12 protein-coding genes, 1 tRNA gene, 1 other RNA gene and 1 pseudogene are annotated in these 16,303 nt (G+C 67.5%); 6 read left to right on the top strand and 9 right to left on the bottom strand.

Annotation, left to right across the window (positions count from 1 at the left end; all coding sequences use genetic code 11):
* Positions 1–5 precede the first annotated feature (5 nt).
* From FU260_RS03775 to ffs, 4 genes are all read right to left on the bottom strand, one after another.
* Positions 6–584, bottom strand: coding sequence for a DUF5063 domain-containing protein (locus FU260_RS03775; RefSeq protein ID WP_147915848.1), 579 nt, complete (start codon positions 582–584; stop codon positions 6–8).
* Entirely contained in the window at positions 577–1,182 is a 606-nt protein-coding gene (recR, locus tag FU260_RS03770) for a recombination mediator RecR (RefSeq protein WP_147915847.1), read from the bottom strand. The genes FU260_RS03775 and recR overlap by 8 nt, the downstream gene beginning before the upstream one ends.
* Positions 1,179–4,322 carry a DNA polymerase III subunit gamma and tau gene (locus FU260_RS03765; RefSeq protein ID WP_235912384.1) on the bottom strand — a complete coding sequence of 1,048 codons (3,144 nt, stop codon included), beginning with the start codon at positions 4,320–4,322 and terminating at the stop codon, positions 1,179–1,181. Before FU260_RS03765 ends, recR begins: the two co-directional genes overlap by 4 nt.
* Before the next feature lie 85 nt (positions 4,323–4,407).
* Positions 4,408–4,504: signal recognition particle sRNA small type (ffs, locus tag FU260_RS03760), an RNA gene on the bottom strand.
* 129 nt (positions 4,505–4,633) lie between these two features.
* Between ffs and FU260_RS03755 the strand changes: the two genes are divergently transcribed.
* From FU260_RS03755 to FU260_RS03745, 3 genes are all read left to right on the top strand, one after another.
* Positions 4,634–4,721 (top strand) — tRNA-Ser (locus FU260_RS03755).
* Between the two features lie 142 nt (positions 4,722–4,863).
* On the top strand, positions 4,864–6,099 hold the full coding sequence (locus tag FU260_RS03750) for a tyrosine-type recombinase/integrase (RefSeq protein ID WP_147915845.1): 1,236 nt from the start codon (positions 4,864–4,866) through the stop codon (positions 6,097–6,099).
* A gap of 378 nt (positions 6,100–6,477) precedes the next feature.
* A complete protein-coding gene (locus FU260_RS03745; protein ID WP_147915844.1) occupies positions 6,478–7,389 on the top strand; it encodes a DUF2971 domain-containing protein in 912 nt (303 codons plus the stop codon).
* 356 nt (positions 7,390–7,745) lie between these two features.
* On the opposite strand, the gene FU260_RS03740 is transcribed toward FU260_RS03745, so the two are convergent.
* From FU260_RS03740 to FU260_RS03730, 3 genes and pseudogenes are all read right to left on the bottom strand, one after another.
* A complete protein-coding gene (locus tag FU260_RS03740; protein WP_210418198.1) occupies positions 7,746–8,831 on the bottom strand; it encodes a Fic family protein in 1,086 nt (361 codons plus the stop codon).
* A gap of 1,098 nt (positions 8,832–9,929) precedes the next feature.
* Positions 9,930–10,772 (bottom strand): annotated as a pseudogene (locus tag FU260_RS24685) (recombinase family protein).
* A gap of 322 nt (positions 10,773–11,094) precedes the next feature.
* Positions 11,095–11,883 (bottom strand): hypothetical protein, encoded by a 789-nt coding sequence (locus tag FU260_RS03730; protein WP_147915842.1) that lies wholly within the window; start codon positions 11,881–11,883, stop codon positions 11,095–11,097.
* A 30-nt stretch (positions 11,884–11,913) separates the two neighbouring features.
* Between FU260_RS03730 and FU260_RS24545 the strand changes: the two genes are divergently transcribed.
* The 3 genes from FU260_RS24545 (at position 11,914) to FU260_RS03715 (ending at position 13,870) form a co-directional block, all read left to right on the top strand.
* The gene (locus FU260_RS24545) at positions 11,914–12,318 is read left to right on the top strand and encodes an AMIN-like domain-containing (lipo)protein (protein ID WP_425328561.1); all 405 of its coding nucleotides are present in this window, start codon (positions 11,914–11,916) and stop codon (positions 12,316–12,318) included.
* A 124-nt stretch (positions 12,319–12,442) separates the two neighbouring features.
* Positions 12,443–13,204, top strand: a complete 762-nt coding sequence (gene lepB, locus FU260_RS03720) for a signal peptidase I (protein WP_147915840.1) — start codon at positions 12,443–12,445, stop codon at positions 13,202–13,204.
* A 291-nt stretch (positions 13,205–13,495) separates the two neighbouring features.
* Complete coding sequence (locus FU260_RS03715; protein ID WP_147915839.1) at positions 13,496–13,870, top strand: hypothetical protein; 375 nt, start codon at positions 13,496–13,498, stop codon at positions 13,868–13,870.
* A gap of 748 nt (positions 13,871–14,618) precedes the next feature.
* Here FU260_RS03715 and FU260_RS03710 read toward each other — a convergent pair.
* Entirely contained in the window at positions 14,619–15,374 is a 756-nt protein-coding gene (locus FU260_RS03710; RefSeq protein WP_210418197.1) for a phosphotransferase family protein, read from the bottom strand.
* Between the two features lie 49 nt (positions 15,375–15,423).
* Positions 15,424–16,230, bottom strand: a complete 807-nt coding sequence (locus FU260_RS03705; protein WP_147915838.1) for an aminoglycoside adenylyltransferase domain-containing protein — start codon at positions 16,228–16,230, stop codon at positions 15,424–15,426.
* Positions 16,231–16,303 lie beyond the last annotated feature (73 nt).

The following is a 16,303-nucleotide window of genomic DNA, read 5'->3' as shown; positions in this document are numbered from 1 at the left end:
CCCGCTCAGTCCGGGATGTACAAGGCGTCGAACTCCGCCTCGGCGGCCACCTCGTCGTCCACGTCCAGGCGCAGATGGGCGATCAGGCCGAGCAGCACCCGGGTGGCGCTGGCAGCGGACTCACCCCACTCGGACAGATAGGAGAACTGCCACCACCACAGCGCTTCGGAGGCGTGCCCGGCCCGGTGGTGGCGCAGCCCCACGGAGAGCGCCTGAGCGATGTCGGCCAGATCGTTGCTGAGACTCTCGGTGCTCACCTGCGGTCCCACCAGGGGATCGTCCACCTCGTGGTACTCGTCGATCCCTTCGAGCACGTTGGCGAGGGAGACGCGCAGGGGCTCGATGTCCACCTCGGGGCCGTCGTCGGGCTCGAACCGCTCCGCGGGCACCACGTCCTCGATCGCGCCGAGGCGCGCACCCGCGGCACTGAGGTCCGAGGCGGCAAGCAGCAGCAGCGGGATGGCAGCGTCCGGAGTGTCCCCAGAGGCCACCTTGCGCACCGTCTCCAGGTACTGTTCGGACGCTGCAGCCAGCGCCGTGCCGAGCACCACCAGGTCCTGGTCCAGCTCCGGTCCCTCAGACATCGATGCTCCTCCGTCCTTCGAACGCCCGGCCGAGGGTGATCTCGTCCGCGTACTCCAAGTCTCCCCCGACGGGCAGTCCGGAAGCGAGCCGGGACACGGTGAGCCCCATCGGCCGGAGCATCCGGGCCAGGTAGGTGGCGGTCGCCTCGCCCTCGACGTTCGGGTCGGTGGCGATGATGATCTCGGTGACCTCGCCGTCGGCCAGACGGGTCATCAGCTCCCGGATGCGCAAGTCGTCCGGGCCCACGCCGTCGATCGGGTTGATCGCTCCGCCGAGCACGTGGTAGCGGCCACGGAACTCCCGGGTGCGCTCGATCGCGACGACGTCCTTGGGCTCCTCGACCACACAGAGCAGGGCGGCGTTGCGGCGCGGGTCGCGGCAGATCCGGCACTGGGTCTCCTCGGACACGTTCCCGCAGATCTCGCAGAACCGGACCCGTGCCTTCACCTCGGTGAGCGCAGTGGCGAGGCGCTGGACCTGTTCGGGGTCGGCGCCGAGAATGTAGAACGCGATCCGCTGCGCACTCTTGGGCCCGACCCCCGGCAGCTGGCCGAGCTCGTCGATCAGTTCTTGGACCACGCCGTCGTATGCGTTCACCGGTCACCGCCCTCAGGGGATTCGAGGATCTCGTCGATCACGGTGCCGCCGAGCAGCCGCGCGACCAGCGGCGCGCCCGCGAGACCGGTGGACTCGATGTCGGGATCGTCGGGGTCCGGGTCGTAGTCCGCGCCCGGGTCCGGGGCCTCGGGTGCGCTGGCCGCCGGTGTGTGCCGGGAGAGTGAGGCGCCGCGTGCTTCGCGGGCGGCAGCGAGCGCCTGCTCTCGGGGCGAGGTGGAGCTGGCGGTAGGGCCCGACGGCGGAGGGTCGCCGGCCTGGTTCGGCGTCGCCGGATGCTGGGGTTCTTGGGGCCGCCCCGGCGCCGAGGGGGGCTCGGGGGAACCCCAGTCCGGTGCCGCAGGTGGAACGTCGGATGCCGCAGGTGGAGTGCCGGGCGCGGCAGGTGGAGCGGCGGGCGCGGACCAGGCACCGCGAGTGGGTCCGCCAGCTTCGCCGGCATCGGCCGCCTCGGGAGCCGCGTCCGTGGTGGGGTCCCCGCCGACGACCTCGGGGGCCGGATCCTTGGTGGGGTCCCCGCCGACGGCCTCGGGAGCCGCTTCGGTGGCAGCGTCCCCTCCACCGGGTGCGGCACCCGGTGGTGCCGCCGCGCTTACGGGCGGAGATGCCGGCTCATCCCAGGGCGGCGCAGTGGCAGCGGGTGATGCTCCGCCGGTAGTTCCCGGTCCAGTCGCCTCGTCCGCCGGACCCGCAACAGGCGCCGCGTCCGTCGGGCTCGAACCGGGCGACACCTCGGGTGAGCTCGAAGCGGCTGCTCCCTCCCCCGCACTCCATGCGACAGCCTCGCCCGCGGAGCCGGATTCGGACGGCTCCGCCGCGGCGGGCAGTGCGGCTGCGGAGTTTCTGTCCCCCTCCGAGTCTGCGGAGGGGTCCTCCTCGGTCACGTCCCAGGGCGGCGGGGGCGCGGCCGCACTCGATGGGCTGCCGCCCGGCGACGAGGCCGCGGGCGGGTCCCAGGAGGGGTCGGCCTGCGCCGGCGGGGCAGCCGGCGTGTCCCAGCTGGCCGCCGGACCGCTCCCGACCGGACCAGCAGCGCCGGACCCACCCCCAGGCGGACCTCCCGGTCCGCCGGCCCCGCCACCTGGCCCTCCCGGTCCGCCTGAACCGCTGGCCCCGCCACTTGGTCCACCGGGCCCGCCGAAGCCGCTGGATCCGCCACCGGAGCCACCCGGTCCACCGAAGCCACTGGCACCGGCAGACCCGTCGGCCACGATCGGCTCGATCCGGACGTCGAGCCCGAGGGTCTCCACCAGGGCTCGCTGCAGGAAGTCGGCATGCTGACCGTTGCGGAACGCCGACGCCAGACCCGACGTGGAGAACCCGAGCTGCAGGGTGGCAGCGTCCAGATCCACGATCTGTGCGTCCTGGGAGATCAGCGCCCAGGTGGTGCGCTTGATCCGGGCCAAGGTATCCAGCACCTCCGGCCAGCGACGGCGGACCTCGGCGGTGCTGAGCCCACCGGCGCCGGCTCCTGATACGGGTGCTGCTGCGGCCGGGCTCGGGGCAGTCGGCGGGCTCTCGGGTGCAGCGGGCGGGACCTGCGGCGCAGCCGGCCCACCCTCTCCAGACCGCGTGCGCTCCGGTGCGGGGGGCGCCGCAGACTCCTCCGCCACGGGGTCCATAGACCCCGACGGCGCCAGCTCCTCGCCGGTCGGTGCCGAAGTAGCAGGCGGGCTGGCGGGAGGTGTGGCAGCGGATCCGTCGGCGTCCGGCGCGGCGGTAGGTGCACCGGCGCCAGGCGCGGCAGCCGGTGGGCCGGCATCAGATGTGGCAGCCTGCGCACCAGCGCCAGACCTCCCGAGAGCCTCGGGTGCCGTGGCAGCAGGTTGCGAGGCGGGATGCGGCGCCGATGGCTCTGCCGCGGGCGGGATCGCAGCTGCCGGTGCAGGTGCAGGCGTAGGTGCCGGCACTGCGGCGCTCGGTGCCCTGGTCGGTGCACTGCTGCCGGCGCCGCCCTGCCCCGACCCCACTGCACCTTCTAGCCGGTCGAGCCGGACTGCGAAACCCTCCGTACCGTCGTCGGCAGCGGGAAGCAGTAGCCGAGCGCAGAGCAGCTCGAGCTGGAGCCGCGGCGAGGTAGCGCCGGCCATCTCGGTGAGTGCCTCGTTCACCAGATCCGCCGCGCGAGAGAGGGTGGCCGCGCTCAGGTGCGAAGCCTGCGTTCTCATCCGCTCGAGCTGGTCCGCTGGAACGGCGCGCAACACACTCCCCGCCTGCTCACCGGCCGCGCGCACCACGATCAGATCCCGGAGCCGCTCCAACAGGTCTTCCACGAACCGGCGCGGGGCATGACCAGACTCGATCACCCGATCCACCACCCGGAACAGACTCGCCCCGTCCCGCGCCGCGAGCGCGTCAACCGTGTCGTCCAGGAGCGTGCCATGGGTGAACCCGAGCAAGGCGACCGCACGCTCGTAGCCGAGTGCGCCGCCGTCGGTGCCCGCGATGAGCTGATCGAGAACGGACAGGCTGTCCCGCACCGATCCGCCACCGGCACGCACCACCAACGGCAGCACCCCGGAATCCACCTGCACCCCTTCGGCCTCGGCGAGCGACTCCAGGTAGCCGGTGAGCTGCTCCGGCGGCACCAGCCGGAACGGGTAGTGGTGCGTGCGCGACCGGATCGTGCCGATGACCTTTTCCGGCTCAGTCGTGGCGAACACGAATTTCACATGCGGCGGAGGCTCCTCCACCAGCTTCAGCAGCGCGTTGAAGCCCTGGGTGGAGACCATGTGCGCCTCGTCGATGATGAACACCTTGAACCGGTCCCGGGCCGGGGCGAACGCTGCCCGCTCCCGCAGTTCCCGGGCGTCGTCCACGCCACCGTGGGAGGCGGCGTCCATCTCCACCACGTCGATCGAACCAGCACCGCCACGGGCCAGCTCCGTACAGCTGTCGCACGTTCCGCAGGGGGTGCTGGTGGGCCCCTGCGCGCAGTTCAGACAGCGCGCGAAGATCCGCGCCGAGGTGGTCTTCCCGCAGCCGCGCGGACCGGAGAACAGGTACGCGTGGGTGACCCGTCCGTTGTCCAACGCGGCCATCAGCGGCCCCGTGACGTGCTCTTGTCCGATGACGTCGGCGAACGTCTCTGGCCGGTAGCGGCGATACAGGGCGGTGCTCACGCGTCTCACAATAGGCGGCTCCGCTGACATCGCGCAGCCACCTGTGCACGGCCGGGCCGCCCGGCGCCGACGACTCCTCCGGACACGAAAGGACCCCTCGCGCACCCGCCAGAGCTCACCTGCCCTTGCTGCCTTCCGGCCCTGGGGGAGTTCAGCGAGATGACGCCGCACGAGGGGTCTGGGCCTGAGTCTACCTGCCGTGCGGGAGTGCTGGCCACGAGCGTCGGCAACGCCTGGGCTGCGCTGTCAGGAGCATCACTGCTCACCGGTTCGCTCCGCGCCCGGGAGAACGGGTAGGATGTCACCCGCTTGGAGGATTCGCCTAGTGGCCTATGGCGCACGCTTGGAAAGCGTGTTGGGTGCAAGCCCTCGGGGGTTCGAATCCCCCATCCTCCGCCAGCCAGCCCCGGGATCTCGCCAGAATCAGCAGTTTTTGGCTAGATTCCGGGGTTTTTTCATGATCGCTTCGTGTGCACAGGTGTGCAGGAATATGCGATATATGCCGAAATTTCTGACACATACCTGACACAGCACGGTTGCCGTGTCCGTCCTGGAGGCGGAGGATGCGGAGATGGTCGCCGCCAAGCTCCCCCGTGGGATCACCCGCTTCCGCGGGCGCTACCGAGTGCGGATCGACGCCTACGGCGGCACGCACAGCATCGGCGTCTTCGACACCGTGCGAGACGCGCGAGCGGCGCTCGAGATCGCGAAGGGTGAACGGGCGCGAGGCACGTTCATCCCGCCGAGCATGCAGCGAGCCGAGCGGCGCGCAGCAGAGGTGCGGGCGGAGACGGAGCGGCTGACCCTCGGCGAGTGGGCGGAGCGGTGGCTGGAGGAGCTGGCGGCGAACCCGGACCGCTCCCCCTCGACAGTGGTCTCCTACCGGTCCGTGCTGCGCACCCACGTGCTGCCCGAGCTAGGTGCGACACGCCTGGTGGATCTCACGCCGGCGCAAGTTGCTGCTCATCTGGCGACGCTGCGGGCGATGCCGTCCCGGCGCCACCCCGGTGCGCGAGCCAACGGCGTGGCACCGAACGCCGCGCGGGTGCTGCGCTCGTGCCTGAACGCGGCCATCAAGCGACCGGACGTAGCACTGGACTCGTTCGCCTTCCCCGAGGCACCGTCGCAGTCGCGGGTGCGCCCCGATGAGGTTGACGGCGACATCGCGACGCCCGAGCAGGTGGCAGCGATGGCCGCGGCGATGCCCGAGCACCTGCGCGCGGCGGTGCTGCTGGCAGCGTGGTGCGCGCTACGGCTGGGCGAGGTGCTCGGGCTGGAACGCCATGACCTCGAGCACCTCGACGATCCACAGCGAGCGATCCTGCACGTGCGGCGGCAGTGGAACACCAAGGCCGTGCGGCTGACCGAACCCAAGCGCGGGAGCACCCGCAGGGTGGCGATCCCTGCTTCTTTGGTGCCGGTGTTGCGGGAGCACCTGGACGCCCATGCCGCTCGGGAGTCAGACGAGCCAGTGTTCACGCCAACTGGGCGTCGGGGCCGGCGGATCTCGCAGACTTCGTTCGACGGCTACTGGCGCGATGCCCGGAAGGCGGCCGGCCGCCCGACATTTCGGTTCCACAGCCTGCGGCACACCGGGCTGACCGAGTACGCCCGCCAGGGAGCGACGCTCGCGGACCTGTTGGAGCGGGGCGGGCACACGGATGTGTCGGTGGCGCTCAAGTACCAGCACGCTTCCGCGCAGCGGGACCGGGAACTGACGGCTCGGTTGGATGAGGTCGTGGTCGTGGTCGTGGTCGCAGGAGGCGGCGGCGGGTGACGCTCGGCATTCGAGCGCCGGACCCTTGCCCGCAACGGCACCCCGCTCCAGCTACCCCTTGCCCGTTGTCGTGTCACCTGTCCGCGCCAAGCACGGCGTCGACGCTGACGACGCCCACCACACTTCACCTCCGGACCATGATGCTGATCAACGGCACATACGATCCGTCGTGATAGATCCGGACGGACGGCCCCGACCCCGCGGCCGCGAGCGTCCCCATTGGGGTTCGCCCCTTGGCCGATTCGTCGTATCAACCGAGTGAGCCAACTCAGGTGCCTACCGCCCACTATGACGGATTAGGGAGGGCAGGACCAAGCAGATCACCACTTCGGCCTGGATCCATCAGACAAGGTCGATTCGCAGTGAGAACATCTGACGGTGATCAACGATGAGCCGAGCCAGGCGCCTCCGTCCGTGCTGTATCACTACACGTCGCTCGAGGGCTTGATCGGCATTCTCACCTCGGGCACGCTTCGTGCAACGTTGATCACCCAGTTGAACGATCGGCTTGAGCTGGGTCCCGGCCTAAGAGCCCTGACAAAGGTGCTTGAAGAACACAAGGCTCATCGAGTGCTTGAGGAGTTGCGAGACAAGGACGATGACCGAGTCTTTGTTAGCTGCTTCTGTACGTCGCCGTCGATGATCCCCATGTGGTCGACGTACGCGGCGGCGGCCGGCGGCGGCTACGCGATTGGCATCAGAACCGAGAAGTTGACGGACGCCACAGTGCTCGGCGTCGCCGATCGTAGGCCCGCGCTGCGTAGAGTCAGCTACGACCACTCGGTCGCCGCCGCGAACATCGACCGTCTGGCCAGTGCCATGGTCGTTGAGGAGGAGAGCGACGACCCGCAGTTCGCGGAAGGATGGAGCGCGAACGAGATCCTAGACCAGGCTGCAGCACTCAAGAGCCCGCCGTGGAGTCACGAAGACGAATGGCGACTCGTGATCACCCATCACACATTCTGTGGTTACGACCGAGAGCAGTCACTTAGATGCAGGCCCTCTCTGCACGGCCCGGTTCCGTACCTCGAAGTCAAGATGTGGTCCCCGCCGACCTCAGAAGACGATTGGACCTATGGGGGAGCTGAGAAGGGGAGCCACGTCGATGACTGGCTCGAATCGGTCTGGATCGGGCCTACCGACGGGCAGCTGGAACGCGCGACCGGTCTTGAGGTTCTCCTCCGTCAGGCGGGTGCCGCTCCCCATCGCGCACGGATGCCCTACCGTTCACCCGATCGCGGCCAGGGCGAGGAGTCACTCATTCACTTCAGCCCGCTCGCTATGCGCTGACACCCATTCTGCGCGCTATGTCTACCGGTCTGCTGTGCCCCAATGCTGGTAACTCGTCTCGCCTCAGGACTTCTTGGCTCCCTGAGAGGCCGATCCACTCGCGTAGTGTCGTGAAGTTCGCGGACCTGCCCTCCAGAACGTTAGGCGCTCACCCGGCTTCCACCAGGGCAACCCACAGTGACGGGTCTCGGCCTCACTTCGGGCCAGGATCGCCCCTATTGGTTGCCTTCGCTCACGGACGCCATCCTGCCGTTGATGGCACGCAATCGGAGGAGACCAACGTTACCCACGCCTTTAGAAGGTGCGTCCAACCGCCGCGTAGGCAGTTGGTGGGTCCATGTCTTGGCGTGGCGGGTTCAGCCCCTGCGTCCGGCGCGTTCGGCGAAGGAGTCCAGGGCGGACGTGACTTCCCGAGCGTGCCATGTGCGGTTCCGGCGTCGGCCGGCGACTGCCTGATGCACGATACCGGCCTCTTCGAGGAGGTCGATCGCGGCTTGAGCGGTGTTGAAGGCGACGCCCAGCGCACTCTCCACGTAGCGCACGGTCACGACCGGCTGCCCGATGAGCAGGTCGAGTGTTCGCCAGACGGCGACGCCGCGACGGGCGTTGATCTGCTGACTCCACCGGGCGTGGATCTCACTGATCTCTGCGAGGAGTTTGCGTCCGTTGCCCAGGGACCGGAACGTGGCATCGGTGATGGCACCGACGATCGGGGCCAGGTCGCCGTCGCGGTACGCGGTCAGGCAGTCCACATAGGCCGCTGTGTCTGACAGAAGCCCTGCAGAGATCGGCACGGTGACCCTCCGGGTCAGTCCCGCACGCTGCACCATGGCGTGCACCAGCGCACGGCCCGTGCGTCCATTGCCGTCAGTGAAGGGGTGGATGGTCTCGAACTGAGCGTGAGCGATCGCCGCATGCGAGATGACGGGGACGTCGGTGCGAGCAGTGAACTCCACCAGGTCGGCCACAGCTGCCGGAACGAGGGAACGATGCGGCGGTACGAACGTGGCCTGGTGCGGGCCAGCATCGCTCCCGCCGATCCAGACTTGCTGTTGACGCCACTGGCTAGGTATCACCCCTTGCTGACCCGACATCAGCGCCGCGTGCATGCCCACGATGGTGTCGGCGGAGATCTCACCGGCCAACTCCACGGCTGCCCTCATCGCGGCCACGTTCCCGGCGACCATCCGAGCGTTGGCACTGGCTTCCTCTCCCAGTTCAGCCAGGGCCAACTGGCGAGCACCGACGGTGAGGTTCTCGATCTGAGAGGAGGCTGAAGACTCGCTACGCATCAGCATCGTGGTGATAGGGGCGATCTCCCCGTCCCCCAGAACTGCCGATGCCTCGACGTCAAAGCGGGCGATCTCAACGGCAGCTTCCTCGGCCTCGGCAAGGAGGCCCGTGGGCAGACGCACTGGCTGGCTGGCGATCTTCGGCACCACCGCCGACTTATACCGCCCAGTGGCAGCCTCCCGCTTTCGGCGGGACAGTAGGGCGTTCCCGCTCGGTTCCCAGTTGTGCGTCTGCCACCTCAGGGCAGGCCAAGCCCGGGACTCTGCCCTGCGGGTACGAGAGCCCATCGGATCCTCCTGAAATACGACGCGGCGTTGTTTCAGTCTACGACACAAGCTGAAATAACTCGTGAGCGCGTTTCAGGTTGCTGGACCCAATCCGCTAACGGCCGGAACACCTCCGCATGGGGACCCGTCTGCAAGGCGAGCCTGCCGACACCACCAAACCAGCAGTGCCATCACACGCCCACGTCACCGGCACACCCGAGGCCCCACGGTTCCGCTTGCCCCTCTTGCTTCTTTCGTCGCATGAAAGCACTGCCGTACAGGCACCCGCCCAACGGCAATGCATGTTCCGCTGTACAGACGACGAGGCCTGCACACCTCTTGCACTACGCTGGGACTTTCGTCCGTACGTAATCGTTCGGGAGGTTGGCTATGGCTTCGAATCGACGCAAAGCGGCGGCGCGGGAGCGCGCTCGGCGGCAACGCATCGCCGCCAGCGAGCACCGCGACACGGACTCTCACGAGTCGACGCTGCTCGGCAATACGTGTCCGCGGTGCGGCGGTGATGTTCCGAGAAGCACCAGCGGTCGTGGTCGGCCACGAGTGTGGTGTTCGCAGCGTTGTCGGCGCGCGGCGTACGAGGAACGGCGAGCAGCAACCAACGGGGCGATCGCGAGCGAAGTCGTGGTGAAGCGCACGGAGCTGTCGTGGGACGAGACTATTGCGCGGGTGCTGGCCTCTCCGGTGGCCTGCCGCAAGGTCCTACGCGAACTGTCCCGACGACTGCGCGACGGTGAACTAGCTGAGCCGCAGTGGCAGGACGTAGTCGCCGAGATGCTCACTCGCGACGAGGCCACGCGACCCCCTCACAGACACGGTGCGGCAGTAAGCCGCAGCAAGCCTAAGCGACTGCCAGGGACGAGGTAGCAGTCCGCTGCCCCATCGGCCTCGGGTTGTTCAGAATCCCCGTTGGCTGTGGACTCCATCGCTTGGTGGGCGGTCTTCCGTGATCGCTTGGTAGCGCTAGTTTCCGATTACGAGGATGCTGGCGGCTGCTTCGATGACGTCGTCGGTGAGGCGAAGTTGTCGTGGTCGTAGACGCGAATCTCGGAGACATCGATCTCCGGGGGTGTCGAACACGGTCCGTGTCCGGTTCGCCGTGGCGCGGTGTTGGTAGCGACGGTTCCAGCGTTGCAGGGTACGCACGGCGGTACCGGTCTCCCGTGCCAGGGCCGTCAGCGCGATGCCGTCCTCGACGTGCAGCCGGAGGATGCGCCACCGCTCCAGCCCGTCCATCTCACACCTGCTGGGAAACGGCTTCGCGCGCGCGGGCGGCGTGCTAAGGGCGAGAGCGTGGCGCGTGACCAGCCGGGCGGCTTCTTCAGCGGTACGGCCCTTCGCGCGGGCGTCTTGGGCGATCGCGAGCTTCTCGGCGATCGCGTCCGGGTCTACCGGCGGCCGCCCGAATCGAGTGCCGTTCTGCTTCGCTGCGTCGATACCGACATTGACCCGTGCGGTGATGAGTTCGCGCTCGTACTCGGCCAAGGTGGCCAACATCCCCAGCATCATCCTGCCCACCGAGGTCTCCAGGTCGATGCCGTCCGAGACCGACCGGATCTTCACCCCCTTCTCACGCAGCAAGTTGACGGCGTTCAGGACATCGATCAGGGACCGGCCCAACCGGTCGATGCGCCAGACCACGATCGTGTCACCATCCTGGGCCGTACTCGATCAGGCGCTTCATCCCCGGCCGCTCGCCGTGGTCCTGCGGCCGGAGGTGACATCGGAGAACACGTCCCGCTGCTGCACCCCGGCAGCCAGGAGCGTATCGACCTGGAGCTGCGCGTCCTGCGTGGCCGTGCTCACGCGGGTGCAGCCGAGATGCCTCATGCCGACCAGTTCGCCTCTCAAACCCCTCGAACTCATCATCATGAGGCACTTCACTGCGAGATGAGTTCACAAGAGACCAGCGCGTACAGGACTGCACTGCGGACGCGCATGAGCGCGACCGCCCGGCGACTGTCCCATAGAACTGTAGATTTACGAGATACCCCTCGTCTGGGCTCTTTCGGCCGGCGCACTGTTGCTGCGGAAGCCGGCCGCGAGTTCCACTGCCAGTGAATGGCGGGCCGGCGTCCTGACTCCCTGCTGCCTTCGCGACAAGCTCTCGGAGGTGCCGAGGAGGCGGTCAGTGCGGCGGCCGCAGATCTGCGAACGCGGTGCTGGCCCTGCAGCCGAGCTCTCCGCGATTCAGGTAGATCGACGGAACGTGCACGTCATCTACCTCGCCGGTCCCAGTGCGGAGCACGAGGACGCAGTCATCATCGTCGCCCGTGGCAACCGCGACCACCCGACCCTCAATACTCGCCGTGACCTCTGCGAGCGGCGTGACGCCGTTCGGGTGCGGCTCCAGAAGCACCGTCACCGCCGCGACGACGTCCGCCTCTGGCCGCAGGTCGTCGGGCAGGGCCGTCAGGACCGACCGCACAGCCTCCTCGGCGTTAACTGCGACACGGGGACGCTGAGACGGCGGCGCGGGTACAGCCACGAGTTCGTCGGGACAATCCACGCCGCGGACGTCATCCACACCCCAATGGTTGAAGCCGACCCGGAAGCAGTAGGGACCCGGGTCCTGCTCGGACGGTGAGTCCCAGTACCCTTGCGGTGCTCGTGTGTCGGGCGCGATGAGACCCAAGGTGATCCAGCCGATCGCCTCGTCGGCCGCCTCGCTGTCGGCGTCATCCGCCTCGTCAACGCCGAGCATGACGATCCCGCTGTCCTCGGTAGCCGCTTGGACGTGCTCAGCGAACGGCACAATGTCGTAAGCGTGCGAGTGGAAGACCGTCGGTGCCAGCAGGTTGTCGATGGAGTTCCTCGCGTACTCCTCGCCCAGGGACGCGGGCGAGGAGCAGCCGGCGAGTGCGACCGCTCCTACGGCGGCGAGTGCGCAGGCAACGTAGCGCGCGAGCAAACGCACGCCAGCATAATAGCGGGGCCCGAACGGAACATGTTCGTGAGGAGGCCTCGCCAGCGTCCTCGAAGGCCGCTACGATCACCCACCGCTTTCGCCACGGCAGACCGCGGCAGGCTCGAGGCGCTCGAGACGGCACTCGCTCGCTTCTGCATCCGTCATGCCGCGGTCCGGGTCGCGGAGGGGTCGGGCAGACCCATACCCATGGAGGGGGGGTTCGTGCTTTCAATCAGCATTCCCGGAATGTCACCACGTCTCGAGGGCCCGCTGAAAGCGGTCACCATCCTGGAGGATGGACTCGTGCAGGCCGTCGTGCACACCGGCTTCGAAGGGGGCGGGAACCTGCACCTCGGTCTGAACAGCGGCGAGACGGAATATCGTCTGTCCAGTACGAACGACCCGTACCGGGTCATGATAGATGTGCGGCGGACTGACGCCTAGCGGCTGAAGTTCTCCTGCGCGCGAGCGGGAACCACTGCCCCAGTCGTCGACGCGGGTGAAGGTCTCGCAGCTGGTAAGTAATCACAACGGGGTTAACGGGCGGCCAAATGAACGGTATTCGGGGATGACGGGCGATCACCACGGGGAGGGGCGACGGCCGCACGACAACCCCACGGCCGACGACGGCGGTGCCGATGCGGCGCATCACGACAGCAAGGACGGCAAGCGCCGTCATCCGGTGCGGGCGTTCCTGCGTGAGTCGGCGATCGTGGTGGTCTCGGCGCTGATCCTGTCTCTGGTCATCAAGACGTTCCTGGCGCAGGCGTTCTTCATCCCGAGCGTGTCGATGGAGCCGACGCTGATGGTCGGGGACCGGCTGGTGGTGAACAAGCTCGCCCCGCAGGTGATGGACCTGGAACGCGGTGACGTGGTGGTCTTCCTCGACCCCGGCGGCTGGTTGGACACCGAACCGCACGAGCTGAACGCTGCCGAGCAGGTGCTCACCTGGATCGGGCTGCTGCCCGAGCATGCCGACGAGCACGTGATCAAGCGGGTGGTCGGCACCGGCGGCGACCACGTGACCTGTTGCACCGACGAGGGTCTGATCGCGGTGAACGGCGAACCGATTACCGAGCCGTACGTGGTGCCCGGCGCGGAGCCGAGCGAGCGGACCTTTGACGTGATGGTCCCGGAGGACCACCTGTTCGTGCTCGGCGACAACCGACCCCGTTCAGGCGACTCACGTGCACACCCCGATGCCGTGGGCGGAGGGTTCGTGCCCGTACGTAATGTGGTGGGCAGAGCATTTGTCATCACCTGGCCGCTGGATCGCATCGAATGGTTGAGCAACCCCACCGACACGTTCACCGACGTACCCGACTCGTGAGACCCAGTCCGCCCCACCCGTCTGCAACTGCAGAACCAGAGCACCATGGCCCCGATTGCCTGTATCAAATCGAGGCAGTGGGTCGGCGTGAGGTAAAGCAGTCGGAAGTCGAGGTCGGGCCATGCCCTGCGACCACTTCGCTTCGCGCGCTGCTACGGTTTGGGGATCAACTTGGACGTCTGGCAAACCAACGCCTACCTGGCGGATAGGACCACGATGATCGACTACGGGTTGTCATCTGGATTGGCGTGACGGCGGCAGCAGTTAGCATCCCTTGAGGTAGCGAGCATCGTGGCGAAGGCCGCCAGATGTCGAGAGGGCCAAGTGAACGGCAGATCTTCCCGCCAGCAGCGGAACTGGCCTGTGAGGCCAGTTCCGCTGCTGTGGCTGGCACTGACTCTGGTGGTCGCGGTGCTCTGCGTCGCAGTTCAGCTCGTGTGGGTCTACGCCGGGCCCGAACTCTGTGCGCCGGTGACGCCCGCCGTGGAGAACTGCTTCTTAGCCGATAGGTGGTACTCGATTCGCGGCGGTCTTGTCCTGGTGGGGCTGGTTACGATTGCGGCCATGGCGATCACCGCTGCCATCACAAGGATGCGCTGGCACGTTACGTGCTTTGTGGTTTACTCCCTGGCGATAATTCTTATCGTGGTGTTAACGACCAGATGACCTGAGTTGGACCATTTGGCTTAGCTGAGAGATCGCGTGGGTAGGTGGGACGGTGGATGTTGCGGGTGCGGGCCCGGTTCTCGTACGCCGTCGGGAACCTGAGCCTCGGCCGGAGAAGCGCCCGTTGTTTCGACCTGGACCCGCAACAGCGCCGGGTCGCCGGCCACCTGACCATCGCCTTCACCGCACCGGCACTCTTCCGCGAATCCCAGGACCGCACCGGGCTGAGCATCCGCAGCATCACCCGCCAGCTACGTGCTCTGCGTTCAGCGACCGTCGCGGTCAACGGCACCACACGGACCTCTGCCCCGCGATTCCCGACGAGCAGCAAACGCCCTCGATGCGTTCCGGGGCCTGAAACTCACGCACTAACGAAATGAACAATGTCAGAGCACCGGCGGACGGAAGTGGTGATGGCAAGCTCGACCGAGCCCGCGTTGCCAGATGCCCGGCCGCGGACAGCACCGTCAACCTGACACACTGCTGACACAGCGCTCAAGTGGGACGCAAAAGCCCAGGTCACAGGCCTTTCGGTTCTACTCCCCCATCCTCCGCCAGCGCCCCGAAATCTCGCCATAATGAGTAGTTTTGGCGAGATTCCGGGGTTTCTTCGTGGTCAACTCGTGGGCAGGGAGCGCGGCTGTAGGACGACCAACATCGTGCCTCGACTTATGCGCGGGAAAGGCTACGAGCCGCTTCCACGGCCTCCGGCACACCGATCGAGACGATGCGGTCCGGGACAGGCTCGCTACCGTTCCTGCGCCCGTGCTCTGAGGACGTCGAACTCGCACCCTCGCACGTTCGGATCGAAGCCGTGCTCGATCAGCCAGCGCGAGATGTTGAGGCTGCGCAGCGACCACCAGGCACGGATCACCTCTCGGTCGGCACCTTCGCCATAGCCGACGAGGAGGTCGTCGAGATGTTCCTCGTGGCCGAGGGTCACGGTCGCCACGTCGAACATGGCATCGCCCCGGGACGCTCCGGACCAATCGATGATGCCGACTACTTCGTCATGCTCGACGAACACGTGCGCGATCTGCAGGTCGCCGTGAATGAACGCCGGCGCGTAGGGGCGCAGCGCGGCGTCCGCGATATCGCGGTTCAGGCGGATGACATCGGCCGGTAGAACAGCGTTGGCAAGGAGCCACTCGCACTCACGATCGAGCTTTGACCTGATATCGCTGAGATCGGGCCCCGGCCACGGCGGCAGTGGGGCATCGTGCAGTGTCCGGATGGCGGCTCCTGCGGCGGCCCATGCTGCTGGCGAGGCAGTCGAGGGCTCACCGAGTGCTCCCAGCGCCCGTCCGGGCACGGCGGCGATCGCGAGGACTGGATCCTCCCGCCAGAGGACCGTGGGGGTCGGGACGGGTGCCAAGCCGATCGCCTGCACCTCGATGTCAGCGTTTGCCGGATCTCCGTCGACCTTCAAAAACACGTCGCCGACGCGCAATGTCGCGCGCCCACTATGTGCGACGACAACTTCAACGTCCTTCATGCCGGTCATCCTGACGACCTCGACCGCCACTGTCACCGGAAAATCCGAAGCGGCTCTGCTAAAGAACGCCAGTCTGAGCGGCCCAAGTGAGCGCATCCGCGACGAACCCACGAGCAGCATCGGCCTCCCCGGGCCGCGGCGGATGGCTGGGGTCCCAGCCGAGGCCGCGCTCATCTCGGACCTGTCCCAGGAGCGGTCGCCACGAAGGGTCGAGGGTGCGCAGTGCCCACTCCAGCGCTCCCGACTTGCTCGCGACCTCGGCCGTCTTGAGCGTGTAGAGAACCCGGCAGGTCGTGACGACTGCATAGCGCTGCCCCCAAGCGAGGGCGTCGATGTCGACCCAGGTCGAAAGGTCATCGACGAGCGTCGGTAGCGACGCGGCCGCCTCGCGACGTAGCAGGTCGGCGGGGACGGTGGACATGAACGAGCGCGGTGTGGGCCCGGCGAGCGTGATGCCGTGTTCGCGCAGGATCCAGCGGGTGTAGGCCCGGTTGCAGTGATCGTCCCACTCCAGGGTGCGATGCCCGTGGTCGTTGAAGAGCCACTTCCCGCCGAGGTGATCGACCGACGCGACCTCCTCGACCGGCCCGTAGGATCCCTCCAGGTCCTGCCACCAGCGCCCCTCGCGCGTGGGGATCTCGTCATGGAGCTCCCGTAGCTGCGCGATTTGCGGCTCGGTCAACGCCTCGTTGGTGGTGACGAGCCAGTCACAGTCACTGTGAAGGTCTCCGGCGCCGAGCGCGAACGATCCCTGGACGTAGGCGCCGGCCAGGTTCTCGCCGAGGATGCGCCGCCAGTACCCCAGCAGTTCTGTGAGGACCTCATTGAGATCGGCGTATGGCGTGATGACGTCGGACGCGGCCATGCACTGATGGTAGGAGTCGCCTCGGGCAATCCACGATCTGAATCCAGCCGCCGACGACGGGATCCCTGGCGCC

Source organism: Ruania zhangjianzhongii, from assembly GCF_008000995.1.
Lineage (GTDB): Bacteria > Actinomycetota > Actinomycetes > Actinomycetales > Beutenbergiaceae > Ruania > Ruania zhangjianzhongii.
The sequence above is the reverse complement of the archived record's forward strand: the minus strand, read 5'-3'. Positions and strand labels throughout refer to the sequence as shown.